Below are 12,467 nucleotides of genomic sequence, written 5' to 3'. Positions count from 1 at the left end.
TAAAGGAGCCGCTTCATGAGAAGGACTCTCACGTTGGTCGCCGTGGTGGTGATCGCCGTCGCCACCACGGTGTTCAACACGGCGCCGGCGTTCGCGCACGGCTACGTGAACTCGCCCCCGAGCCGGCAGGCCAACTGCGCCCAGGGCAGGGTGCCCAACTGCGGCAACATCATCTACGAGCCGCAGAGCGTGGAGGGGCCGAAGGGCCTGCGTAACTGCCATGCCAACCTGTCGCAGTTCGCCCAGCTCAGCGACGAGAGCAAGCCGTGGCCCGTCGCGTCGGTGGGCAGCTCGGTGACCTTCACCTGGACGTTCACCGCCAGGCACGCCACGTCCAGCTACGAGTACTACATCGGCAACACGCGGGTGGCCGTGTTCAGCGGCAACAACCAGCAGCCACCGGCGACGGTCTCGCACACCGTCAACCTGTCCGGCTACTCGGGCCGGCAGAAGGTCCTGGCGATCTGGAACATCTCCGACACCGTCAACGCCTTCTACTCCTGCATCGACCTCCAGATCGGTGGCGGTGGCGGCGGTAACCCGACCCCCACTCCCACCCCGACCGTCACCCCGACGCCCACCCCGACCCCGACAGTGACCCCCACGACGCCTTCAGGCACGTGGCGGGCCGGCACCGCGTACGCGGTCGGCAACACGGTGACCTACAACGGCGCCTCGTACCGGTGCATCCAGGCACACACCGCCCTCGCCGGCTGGGAACCGCCCAACGTCCCGGCACTCTGGCAGCGGCTCTAAGCGGAAAGGGGGCGCCTGTGCGCCCCCTTTCACGTGGTCGGCTTGCAGGTGGGGTGGCAGAGCCTGCGGGCCAGGGCCGCCAGGAAGACGTCGATGATCTCGCCCGGTTCCTGGGCCACGTGCAGGGAGCCGTTCGTGGCGGTGGTGATCTGCGACAGGCTCCCCCGGTCCACGCCCTTGCCGAAGGCGATGATGATGATCTGTACGGGCTTGTCCGGGTTCCACTCGCGCCGCAGCTTGTCGAGGAGTTGCGGCAGCGTCGTCCCCTTGCCGTCGTCCCGGCCCGCCGTGATCACCAGCAGCGTGTTGTTCATCTTCTCGTCGTACTGGCCGGTGACCGAGCGGAAGCCGCTGAGTATCGAGTCGTAGAGCGAGCTGTCCAGGTTGGGATGGGGCGCGATCGTGCTGGTCAGCTCGTTGAGACGGCTGCGGCGGAGCACCTGCCCGGTCTCCGGCTCGTTGATCGGCCCGAGCCCGACGAGCACCTGGTAGCCCTTGATGCGGCCCAGCGTGTCGGCGAACTCCCACAGGCCCATGTGCGTGGAGTCGGGGAACAACTGCAGCCCGATCTTGGCCGCGTCCAGCGCCACCCTGACCCTGGTGCTGCCGTCCAGCTTCTCGGCCATGTGCCTGGACGTGTCGGCCAGTACGAGGATGTTCGTCGGCGGGGCCAGCCTGCTCCAGGCGCGCAACGCCTCGTCGATGTCCTGCGGCGACACCGACGGCCGGGTCTTCGGGGCCTCGGAGGGGATCTGCGGGCCCGGAGAGATCGGGGCCTGGGTGCCGTCGCCCGACCTGAACCCCGCCCGCCGCACCAGTTCCTGGGCCTGCGGGCCGGTCAGCCAGTCGGCGAAGGCCGTGGACGCCTCGGCGACCGTGGGATCCGTGGCGGTGACGACATACGGGTAGTCGAGGTTGATCGTGCCCTCGCGCGGGTGCAGCGCCACGACGGGGTCCGGCGAGGGGCGCAGGTTGTGGTTCCACACCGACTGCTCGGGGACGATGACGACCGGGCGCTGCCAGAACGCGCGGTCGTCGACCGCCTCCAGCATGCTGCGGTAGTCGGGGGCCGAGCCGGCCTGCGCCCAGCGGACGAACGCGGTGAGCGCCTTGTCCGCCTCCGGGCCGGTGCCGACGACGTCCCTGGCGGCGGCCACGGTCGCGATGCCCGCTCCGGCCAGGGACGGGTCCGGCACGCGTACGACGTCGGGCTCGTTCGCATTGGGCGTGAGCCGCCCGCGCACAGTCGAGGGGAAGACCATCCGCCAGTTCATCTCGGTCTTGCCCACGGAAAAGCGCTGGGCCAGCGACGAGCGGGTGGCGAACACCAGCGGCGATGTGGCCACCACGCTCTCACCCGCGGGCAACGCGCTGGCGCCCTGCTTGCGGGCCAGCCTGATCCAGGCCGAGGAGTCCGCGATCCACCCGTCGGGGCGCTCGCGCAGCACGCCCGCCCGGTCGCCGATCAGCGTACGCAGGACCGTGGCCGGCGGCTGCTCGGTCACCTGGACCAGCACGCACCGGCCGCCCGCCGAGGTCTTCGTCTCGTTGAACCGCCCCGCCGCCTCCATGACCGCCGGGGCCACATCGACCGCGGCGGCCACACTGACCAGAACAGGCTCTCGTGTGTTGCACAACGTACCCACGCCGCCGAACACCACGACGAGGGCGCTCGCGACGACGGCCACGACCGTGAGCCCGGCCAGCATGCCGCGTAGGAGTGCCTTCCTGCGTCGCTGCTCAACGGGCAACGCGGCGCGGTGTCGACCCAACCGCACGGTGAACCTCTCTCCAGGGGAGTGATGATTCTCCCAGCGCCTCCCATAGCGGGCGCAAGTCTTGTTAGAACATGTTACAACTACGCCATCGGCAAGACCCTTCTGACGCTCTGGCACACGCCGTCGCTCGCCTCGGACGCCCGCAACCGCTCCTGGCTCGGGAGGCCGTACTCGGTGGTGCGCTGCCGTACCGGCCTTCCGGTGACCTCCACCATCTCCCGGAGTTCGGTGATGGTCTTGTACGACCCGTTCTCCGAGCCCGCCATCCGGCTGATGGTCTCCTCCATCAGGGTGCCGCCGAGGTCGTTCACGCCGCCCTGGAGCACCTGGCGGCACAGGTCGTCGCGGAGCTTGACCCAGGAGCACTGGATGTTCTTGATCGCGCCGTGCAGGAGGATCCTGGCCAGCGCATGCACGGCCCTGTTCTCCTGCGCCGTCGGCCCGGGCCTGGCGATCCCGGCCAGGTAGATGGGCGCGCTGGTGTGCACGAACGGCAACAACACGAACTCGGAGAACCCACCGGTCTCCTCCTGCAGCCGCCGGATCAGCTTGATGTGCTTCACCCAGTGCAGATGGTTGTCGACATGCCCGTACATCATGGTGGACGTCGTCGGAATCCCCACCTTGTGCGCCGTGGTGATGACCTCGACCCACTCCTTCGTCGGGAGCTTCCCCTTGGTCAGGACCCACCGCACGTCGTCGTCGAGGATCTCCGCCGCCGTGCCCGGGAGCGAGTCGACGCCCGCCTCCTTGGCCGCCTCCAGCCAGTCGCGGACGGACAGGTTCGTCCGGCTCGCCCCGTTGATGACCTCCATCGGGGAGAACGCGTGCACATGCATGCCCGGGGTCCTGGCCTTCACCGCCCTGGCGATCTCGAAGTAGGCGGTGCCGGGGAGGTCGGGGTGGATGCCGCCCTGCATGCACACCTCGGTCGCCCCGGCCTCCCACGCTTCCTGCGCCCGGTCGGCGACCTGGCCGAGGCTCAGGGTGTACGCGTCGGCATCGGTCCTGCGCTGGGCGAACGCGCAGAATCGGCAGCCTGTGTAGCACACGTTGGTGAAGTTGATGTTCCTGTTGACGACGTAGGTGACCTCGTCACCGACGGCCTCCCTACGCAGGGCGTCGGCGATGGCGGCCAACTCGTCCAGCGCCTCCCCTTCGGCTCCGAGCAGAGCCACGGCCTCGGCATCGGTCAGCCCCGCCGGATCGGCCTCGGCCCGCCTGAGCGCGCTCCGCACCTCGCTTGAGGTCACGGCGTCAGGTGGCGTGACGCTCGATGGCGCAGCGGGTACGGCGGGGGCCGGCGTCCCGAGGCGGTCGCGGAGGGCGTCCCAGTCGCCGTAGACGTGGTCGAAGTCGTCCCTCCGATCATGGGTACGCCCCGAGGTGTCCACCTCCACGTGCAAATCCACCCGCCCCGACGAGGCGAACCCGCCGTCCGGCTCCTGCCACGGCAGACCCTGGAGGACCGCATCCTCCCGAGCCAGCCCCGTGACCGGATCCGCCAAAGCCGCCACATGCCCGAGCAACCGCGGATCCAGCCAGGGCTCACCGGCCAGCACATATTCGGGATAAATCGTCAGCCGCTCCCGAAGGCGGAACCCCGCCTCGGCCGTACGAGCCGCCAGGTCGTCGATCTGGGGCCAAGGACGTTCGGGATTCACGTGGTCGGGCGTCAATGGTGACACCCCGCCCCAATCGTCGATGCCCGCCCGGATCATCAGCTCATATTCGGCATCAACCAGATTGGGCGGCGCCTGGAGACGTACCCGAGGCCCGAGGACGAGACGCGCCACAGCGATCGTGGCGGCGAGTTCCTTGAGATCCGCGTCGGGCAATCCCCGCATGGCCGTGTCCGGCTTGGCGCGGAAGTTCTGGACGATGACCTCCTGGATGCCCCCGTACTCCCGGGCCACCCGCCGGATGGCGAAGATCGACTCGGCCCGGTCCTCCACGGTCTCGCCGATGCCGATCAGGATCCCGGTGGTAAAGGGCACATTCGTTCGGCCCGCATCCTCCAGAACGCGCAATCGTACGGCCGGATCCTTGTCCGGCGACCCGAAGTGGGCCTGCCCCTTCTCCTCGAACAACCGCCGTGACGTCGTCTCCAGCATCATCCCCATCGACGGCGCCACCGGCTTGAGCCGCTGCAGGTCACGCCAGCTCAGCACCCCCGGATTGAGGTGCGGCAACAACCCCGTCTCCTCCAGCACCTTGACCGCCATGGCCCGCACATAGGACAGCGTGTCGTCGTAGCCGTGCGCGTCCAGCCACTCGCGAGCCTGGTGCCAGCGGTCCTCCGGCCGGTCCCCCAGCGTGAACAACGCCTCCTTGCACCCCATCGCCGCTCCCTGCCGGGCGATCTCCACCACCTCGTCCGGACTCAGGAACGGCGCGGCCAGCTTGTGCGGCGCGGTGGCGAAGGTGCAGTACCCACACCGATCCCGGCAGAGCCGGGTCAACGGGATGAACACTTTCCTGCTGTACGTGATGATCCCCGCACGGCCGACGGCCTGGAGCCCGGCGTCGCGTACGCGGGAGGCGTGTTCGAGGAGAGAGTCGAGGTGATCGCCCCGGGCGTGCAGCAGGACGGTGGCCTCGGTCACATCGAGGGCCTTGCCGTCCCGGGCGCGGGCGAGAGCACGGCGGAGCGCGGAATCAGAGCTCATAGAGGCACAGTACGACGGGCTGAGTTCACGGCCCGCACCCAGGGCCGAGTGTCAGAACGATCTGTAATCGCGAGCAGGCATCCGAGGCCCTCGCGCGGGCGGTCGCAGCCCCGTGAGCCAGACGAGCACCGAAGCCCGGTGCCGATGCCCCCGGTACGGCTCCAGCAGCCGCAACATCCCATGATCGTCGGTCTTCTCCCCGGTCAGGGCGTAGCCGACGAGCTTGGCCAGATGGAAGTCGCCGACGCTCACGGCGTCCGGGTCACCGAACGCGCGCTGGCGTACCTCCGCCGACGTCCACACCCCGATCCCCGGCAACGCCCGCAACAGCCGGTCGAGCTCCTCCGTGGTGGCGGCCGCCTCCAGCTTGGCGGCGTGCCAGGCGGCGTTCGCGATCGTCCTGGCGCGTACGGCCTCGGCGCCCGCGCGGTGCCAATGCCAGCTCGGGATCTGCCGCCACACCCCGGCCTCCGGTACGACCCGCATCCCCTCGGGCGCGGGACCCGGCGCGGGCTCGCCGTAGCGGGTCAGCAACCACCGCCAGGCCCGCCACGCCTCCCGCCCGACGACCTTCTGCTCAAGCACGGCAGGTACGAGGGCCTCCATGACCAGCCCCGTCCGGCCAATCCGCAATCCCGGATTTTTCCTGACAACATCCGCCAGGACGTCATGCTTGACGATAAATCCGGAAATGTCGTCAAACGCCCCCAACAACCCCGGCAACGACTCCAGCACCCACTCCGCCCCCGGCCCCCAAGCCTGCCCGTGCACCACCCCGGCCTCGACGCTCACCCTGAGCGTGCCCGGCCCGTCGGGCGTCCTGGAGGTGCGCCACACGGCGCCGTCACCGCTCTGGCGCCAGGTGGGATCCCCGCCGCCGCGCTTGTGCGGGGCCAGCGCCAGCCCCACGTCCAGCGGCCCCTCGGGCACCCACCTACGCTCCTTCACCCGTCCAGTCTGCCCCTGCCCCACGACCAGGCAGTCCCGCGGAAAACCGGGAAGCCGGTCAGACGTCGCTGGAGTAGCGCATCGCCCGCTCCGGCAACTCGATGCCCGGCCAGATGCGTACGCCGTTCTGCAGCTCGTTGCCCGGCCCCACGATGGCCCCGTCGCCGATCACCGCGTCGCACACCACCGTGCCCGAGCAGACCCGCGCCCCCGCACCCACCACGGAGTCCGTCACGAAGGCCCCCGCCTCGATGACGCAGTCGTCGGTCAGGACGGAGCCCACCACCGAGGCCCCCGCATCGATGACGACCCGCCGGCCGACCGTCGTGCCTCCCTGCACCTTGGCCTCGGGCGAGACCCGGGCCCCTTCGAGCGCCAGGTATTCACCGGTCGGCCCCGGCAACGCGGGCGAGGCCAGCCGCCCCAGCACCAGGTCGCGCGACCCCTTCACGTACGCGGCGGGCGTGCCGACGTCCAGCCAGTAAGTGCGGTCGGCGTACCCCAGCACCAGCTCACCCGACTCGATCAGCCCGGGGAACGTCTCCCGCTCCACCGACACGACCTCGTCCCGCGGGATCCCGTCGATCACCGACCGGGTGAACACGTAGCACCCGGCGTTGATCCGGTTGGTGACGGGATTGGGCGTCTTCTCCAGGAACGCCGTCACCCGCCCCGTCTCATCGGTCGGCACGCAGCCGAACCGCGTGGGATCGTCCACTTCTGTCAAATGGAGCGTTACAGCGGCCTGCCGTGCGAGATGAGTGCGCACCTGATCGCCGATGTCATGACCGGAAAGGATGTCCCCGTTCAGGATGAGCACCGGGTCGGCGGGACCCGACGTGAGCGCCTCAGCGGCGTTGCGGATCGCGCCGCCGGTGCCCAGCGGCGTCTCCTCCGTTATGTATTCGAGCGAGAGCCCGAACGCCGCCCCGTCACCGAAGACAGGCTCGAACATCGACGCCTTGTACGAGGTCGCGAACACGATCCGGCGCACGCCGAACGATCGTGCGCGGGCAAGTTGGTGCGCCAGGAACGGCACCCCGGCGGTCGGCAGCAGCGGCTTGGGCGTGCCCAGTGTCAGCGGACGCAGGCGCGTGCCCTGCCCCCCAACCAGGAGGATCGCCTCGAGGTCTGGCAAAGAGCTCTCCATCACTCCGTGAGGTTACCGAACTATTCGATCGCGCGTTGATAAGAGCTGAGATGCGCCTCGGCCGAGGCCTCCCAGGTGAATTCCCCGGCCCTGGCGAGCCCCGCCTCCTGCAGTTGCCGCCGCCGCTGCGATGAAGCCAGCAGTTGCCCGAGCGCCGTGGCGATGCTGTCGGCGTCCGGCTCAGTGTAGGCGACGGCGTCGCCGCCCACCTCGGGCAACGACGTACGGTGAGTCGTCAGGACCGGGGCGCCGCAGGCCATGGCCTCCAGCACCGGCAGCCCGAACCCCTCGCCGCGCGAGGGGAAGGCCACCACGAGCGCCCCGCCGAGGAACCCCGGCAGGTCGGGCGCGCGCAGGTAGCCTGGCCGCACGACCCTGACGGTGGCCTCGACCTCGCGGCAGGCCGCGTCGACGTCGTCCTCGTGCACACCCCCGCCGATCACCAGCGCGGGCGGCTTCTCCAGCCGCTTCACGGCGGCGGCGAAGCCGCGGATGAGATTGGGAACGTTCTTACGGGGGTCCAGCGCGCCCAGGAACGCCACATAAGGCTGTCCGTGCAGCCCGCATCTCATGGCGGCCCGGCGGATCTCGTCCTCGCTCGGCGGGTGGAACTGCGCCAGGTCCACACCGTGGTAGGCGACGTCGATGCGGGTCGGATCGGCGGAGAGCACGCGTACGAGCTCGTCCCTGGTCGCCTTGGACGGCACGATCACCCGCTGGGCATGGCGTACGGCGGTGCGGGTGGCGGACCTGAAGAACGACGCCCGCGGGCTGTAGTGGTCGTGCTCGGTGAACCAGGTGGCGTCGTGCACCGTCACGACGGTCGGCAGGCCCGAGCTGAGCGGGATGGAGTAGTAGGGGGCGTGGATCACGTCAGCGCCCGCCTGACGGGCGAGCAGCGGCAGTCCGGTCTGCTCCCAGGCGAGCCTGGCGGCCCTGTTGGTGATGGCGACGGGACCGGGAATGACCTGGGCGGAGGGCGCAAGCGATCGGTATCGTTGGGCTTCGGACCGCTGGCAGACCACTGCCAGGTCGGCTCCGGCTCGATGGAGCCCGGCCACGAGCCCGTCCACATATCTGATCAACGCGCCGCGGTCCGCGGGGACCGCCGCCGCGTCGACTAGCACACGAGGCATTACGTAGATCTTCTCCCCTCAAGATCAACGTGGGACCCGGCGGCCCCCCTCTGAAGTTCAGCCTATGACCAGCCTCCCCTAAAACATGGGCCAAATCACACCGAGTCGCGACGGGTCGCAATTCCCGCCAAGCCTGCGCAGATCAGATCCCCCACGATGATGACAATGCGGGACGAAAGCGCCACCGCAATTGCGGAGCCGCGGTCCAGCTGGGGCGCCAGCACCGCAACCATGGCCACTTCCCGCACGCCCGCGCCCGCCGGGACCACGAAGGTCATGATGCCCAGGCACCACGACAGCGCGAACGCGCCGACGGCGAAGGGCAGCCCGCCCTGGGGGGCGATGAAGTACAGGTGCACGCCGTAGGAGAGCCAGCCGGCCAGCGCCCAGCCGAGGGCGATGAGCATGCCGCGCCGGGTGAGCGGGCGTTCGAGGGGCTCGCGTTTGAGCCTGCGCAGGGCGTACCCGATGAGGGCGTTGATGACCTTGGGTTCGAGCAGGACCAGGAGCAGCGGGATGATCAGCAGCAGCCAGCCGTACCTGTCCCAGCCGAGCGTGACGAGCGTGACGAGCAGGCCGGTGGCGAGCTGGATGGGCATCATCAGGAAGAACGCCGCGGCGCTGCGCGAACGCGGCACGCCGAGGTCGCGGCCCATCTCCATCTGGGCGAGCACGGGCCAGACGGCGCCGGGGATGTATTTCCCGAGCTGGCCCACGAAGAACACCTTGGCGGCGGGTCTTAGCGGCAGCGGGGAGCCGAGGTCGGACAGCAGGGTGCGCCAGGTGAGCATGGCTCCCAGCAGCGCGACGACCACGGCGGCCAGCCCCCCGGCCAGCGCGAGCCACGACAGCCTGGCGAACCCGGCCACCACGGCATCCCACTGCCCCGCCACGGTCCAAGCCCCGTAGCCGAGCGCGACGAGCAGGAACGCGTACCTGACGACCTTCCGCACCACCGGCCTCCGCGGCCGCGACGCCCCAGCGCTCGCGGCGTCGCCCTGCTGGGGGCCGGTAGCGGCGGGATGGCGTGCGGCGGGACCGTCGGAAGGGGCGGCGGCTTCCGGGTTGCTCGCCGGGCCGGGTCCACTGGTGCTCACAGCGGGCGCACCCGCTCGGGCGGCTGCGGCAGCGCGGCACCCGCGGGCCGCCGCGGGGTCTTGGTGGCCACCCACAGGTACGTCGGCACGACGGGCAGCAGCAACCTGAGCACCTCGCGCGGCGCCTTGGCCAGCACGCCCTTCACCACCCGGCCCAGCGCCCCGGGGAACAGCTCGGACCCGGCGAACCTGGTCGGCGTGGCCAGCACCGGAAAGGTGTAGTCCCACACGTGGAAGGCCCGGAGCATCCTCCGCAGCCCGCGCCGTGTCCTGAACCGCTCGTAGTAGTGGTCGGCCCGCCCGGACGCCCGCACGTAGCGGTCGGCCAGCGCGGGCGGCAGGTAGGACAGGAACGGCAGCTTGTAGTGCGGCTCAATGACGCCGAGCCGGTTGCCGAGCCCCAGGTAGAGCACCCCTTCGTCGGACAACACCCGGTGCATCTCGGCCACCACCGCGTCGGGGTCGACCACGTGCTCGTAGATGTGGTTGAACACCAGCACGTCCACCGACCCGTCGGGGAACGGCAGCGCCGTGCCGTCGCCGCACACGAACGCCACCCGCTCGCCGAACCGGTCGGCCGCCCTGCGCAGCCCCGGCACGTCGATGTCGATGCCCAACGTGTGCTTGGCGCCGGCCTGCGCGAGCTCGTCGGCGATGAACCCCGCCGAGCAGCCCACGTCGCCCACGGTGAGCCCGCCGAGCGGCCCGTGGAAGTGCTCGAGCACCGCGATGATCTTGGCGGCCTTCCGCCTGCGCTTCTCCTCGTCGAGCATGGCGGACTGGAACTCGCTGTATTCGAGCTGAGCGACCCGTTGCTTACCCACGAGGACCCACAGTACCCACGTCTACGCCGACCCGACGTCAAACGGCCTTTGGTACGGTGGCCGACCTGGCGCGACATATCCGGACAGGGGGAACGCGATCAAGATCGCGCTGGCCGTGCTCGCCGCGCTGGCGGTCGTCGCGGCTCTGGTCTGGTTTTACCTGGAGAACCGCGCGTAGCCTGAGCCAATGCTCCGCCGCCTGCTGCGCGTCTTCCTCGCCCTGGTCGCACTCGGTTTCCTGGGCTACGGACTGGCCAGGAACTGGGACGAGACCACCGGAGCCGTGGCGGCGATGTCGCCGTGGGCGGTGCTGGGGACGTTCGCCGCGGTGCTGCTCGGGCAGTTCTTCATGCTGGTGGCCTGGCGCGAGATCTTGGCGGGGCTGGGCACGCGGGTGCCGCTGCGGATCGCCGGGCGGATCATGTTCGTGGGGCAACTCGGGAAATACATCCCGGGGGCCGTCTGGGCGTACGCGGCGATGATGGATCTCGGGCGCGACCACGGCAGTCCGCCGCGGCGCACGTTCGCGACGATCTCGCTGGGGCTGGTGATCAATCTCGGGGTGGCCGTCTCGATCGCCGCCGCCACGCTGGGCTCGCAGCAGGCGGTGCGGCAGGCGTGGTATCTGGTGCTGATCGTGCCAGTGATCATCGTCTGCCTACATCCCAAGGTGTTGACCTGGGGTCTCAACCTGGCGCTGCGCATCGCCCGCAAGGAGCCGCTGGAGAGCGTGCTGCCCGGCCGCACGGTGGTCGTCGCGGTGGCGTGGACCACGCTCGGCTGGTTCGTGTACGGCCTGCACATCTGGCTGCTCTCCGGCCGTCTGGACCTCTACATCGTCGCCACCGGGGCCTACGCGTTCGCGTGGGCGACCGGGATCCTCACCGTCGTGGTGCCCGCGGGGGTCGGGATCAGGGAGGGCGCGCTGGTGCTCGTACTCGGACCGGTCATCGGCACCCCCGCGGCCCTCGCGGTGGCAATCGTGTCGCGGCTGGCGTTCACACTGGCCGACGCGGCGGCCGCGGGCGTGTCGTTCCTGCTCGGCCGTCAGGTCGCCAGCAGCGCGCCCGCGTACGCCGACCAGAACGGCTCGGGATCGACGGCCTTGACGCCCGACCGCAACCTCTCGGGCTCGCCGGAGGCGTAGAACCGCTCGATCGCCTGGCGCAGCGCCCCGGCGTCGCCCGGCTCGACCAGCAGTCCGTCCACGCCGTCGGTGACGTGCTCGGCCAGCGCGCCGACGCGGGTGGCGATCACGGGCACGCCGTGCTCGTGGCCGAGCCAGACGTTCTGGCTGGCGGTCGCGTTCCGGTACGGCAACACGAGCGCATCGGCCGCGGCGAACAACTTCGGCACGTCCTCGGCGGCCACGTAGCCGGGCCGCAACTCCACTCTGTCGCCCAGGCCCAGCTCGCCGATCAGCGCCTTCGTCTCGTCCAGCCCGCCCCAGAACTCGCCCGCCACCGTCAGCCCGATCCCGTCGGGGAGTGCCCTGAGCAGCAGGTCGAGCCCCTTGTACGGCCGCACGATGCCGAAGAACAACAACCGCCGATGGACCTGAGTGGATTTTTCGGCATTCGTCGAAGGCAGATGCGGCGGCAGCCCCGCCACGCTGACCGGCTTGCCCGTCAGCCCTCTGGCCAGCTCGGCCTGCGGCTCGGAGTGCGCCAGCACACCATCGACCCGCTTGAGCAGCGCCTTCATGAGCGGCTGGTCGTAGGGTTTCCGCTCGTGCGGCAACACGTTATGACAAAGCGCAATTGTCCGGACTTTTCGCCCTATGCCGTACAAAATCCCGAGATAGGCGGGGACCTGCACCGGGCTCAACACCGCCAGCACCACCAGATCCGCCGACCGCAACCGCCGCCCCGCGGAGACCCACCCGTCGGGCCGCCGCCAGTCCAGCCGCCGCACGGTCTCCGGAAAGGGTGTCCCCTCCGGCGCGGAGATCGTCTGCTGCCCCGGATAGAGGAACGACGGATACTGCGCCCGCCACGACTCGATCACCACGTCGTGCCCGAGGGCCGCGAGCCGGTGCGCCAGCTCGGTGGTGTGCTGCGCCCCGCCCCCCTTGTACGGATAGGTCGGGCCGACGATCGCGATCCGCAA

The 12,467-nt window shown here is 70.0% G+C and carries 10 protein-coding genes; 2 read left to right on the top strand and 8 right to left on the bottom strand.

What is annotated here, in order from left to right; genetic code table 11:
• The first annotated feature begins 15 nt into the window (after positions 1 to 15).
• Complete coding sequence (locus tag ACFLIM_RS10110) at positions 16 to 756, top strand: lytic polysaccharide monooxygenase (RefSeq protein ID WP_393164198.1); 741 nt, start codon at positions 16 to 18, stop codon at positions 754 to 756.
• 29 nt (positions 757 to 785) lie between these two features.
• Here ACFLIM_RS10110 and ACFLIM_RS10105 read toward each other — a convergent pair whose 3' ends face one another.
• The 7 genes from ACFLIM_RS10105 to ACFLIM_RS10075 form a co-directional block, all read right to left on the bottom strand.
• Complete coding sequence (locus tag ACFLIM_RS10105; protein WP_393164197.1) at positions 786 to 2,534, bottom strand: substrate-binding and VWA domain-containing protein; 1,749 nt, start codon at positions 2,532 to 2,534, stop codon at positions 786 to 788.
• Between the two features lie 80 nt (positions 2,535 to 2,614).
• Complete coding sequence (locus ACFLIM_RS10100; RefSeq protein ID WP_393164196.1) at positions 2,615 to 5,203, bottom strand: bifunctional FO biosynthesis protein CofGH; 2,589 nt, start codon at positions 5,201 to 5,203, stop codon at positions 2,615 to 2,617.
• A gap of 51 nt (positions 5,204 to 5,254) precedes the next feature.
• Positions 5,255 to 6,151, bottom strand: a complete 897-nt coding sequence (locus ACFLIM_RS10095) for a DNA-3-methyladenine glycosylase family protein (protein ID WP_393164195.1) — start codon at positions 6,149 to 6,151, stop codon at positions 5,255 to 5,257.
• Positions 6,152 to 6,209: 58 nt separating this feature from the next.
• On the bottom strand, positions 6,210 to 7,289 hold the full coding sequence (locus ACFLIM_RS10090) for a sugar phosphate nucleotidyltransferase (RefSeq protein WP_449291468.1): 1,080 nt from the start codon (positions 7,287 to 7,289) through the stop codon (positions 6,210 to 6,212).
• A 32-nt stretch (positions 7,290 to 7,321) separates the two neighbouring features.
• Positions 7,322 to 8,437, bottom strand: coding sequence for a glycosyltransferase family 4 protein (locus tag ACFLIM_RS10085; RefSeq protein WP_393164194.1), 1,116 nt, complete (start codon positions 8,435 to 8,437; stop codon positions 7,322 to 7,324).
• Positions 8,438 to 8,532: 95 nt separating this feature from the next.
• Entirely contained in the window at positions 8,533 to 9,534 is a 1,002-nt protein-coding gene (locus tag ACFLIM_RS10080) for a lysylphosphatidylglycerol synthase transmembrane domain-containing protein (RefSeq protein ID WP_393164193.1), read from the bottom strand.
• Positions 9,531 to 10,358: a class I SAM-dependent methyltransferase gene (locus tag ACFLIM_RS10075; RefSeq protein ID WP_393164192.1), complete on the bottom strand. Its 828-nt coding sequence runs from the start codon at positions 10,356 to 10,358 to the stop codon at positions 9,531 to 9,533. Before ACFLIM_RS10075 ends, ACFLIM_RS10080 begins: the two co-directional genes overlap by 4 nt.
• A gap of 187 nt (positions 10,359 to 10,545) precedes the next feature.
• Between ACFLIM_RS10075 and ACFLIM_RS10070 the strand changes: the two genes are divergently transcribed.
• Positions 10,546 to 11,505 (top strand): lysylphosphatidylglycerol synthase transmembrane domain-containing protein, encoded by a 960-nt coding sequence (locus ACFLIM_RS10070; protein ID WP_393164191.1) that lies wholly within the window; start codon positions 10,546 to 10,548, stop codon positions 11,503 to 11,505.
• Here ACFLIM_RS10070 and ACFLIM_RS10065 read toward each other — a convergent pair.
• Positions 11,406 to 12,467 carry a glycosyltransferase family 4 protein gene (locus ACFLIM_RS10065; protein ID WP_393164190.1) on the bottom strand — a complete coding sequence of 354 codons (1,062 nt, stop codon included), beginning with the start codon at positions 12,465 to 12,467 and terminating at the stop codon, positions 11,406 to 11,408. The genes ACFLIM_RS10070 and ACFLIM_RS10065 overlap by 100 nt on opposite strands.

It is taken from the genome of Nonomuraea marmarensis, from assembly GCF_043197025.1.
Taxonomy (GTDB): domain Bacteria; phylum Actinomycetota; class Actinomycetes; order Streptosporangiales; family Streptosporangiaceae; genus Nonomuraea; species Nonomuraea marmarensis.
The sequence above is the reverse complement of the archived record's forward strand: the minus strand, read 5'-3'. Positions and strand labels throughout refer to the sequence as shown.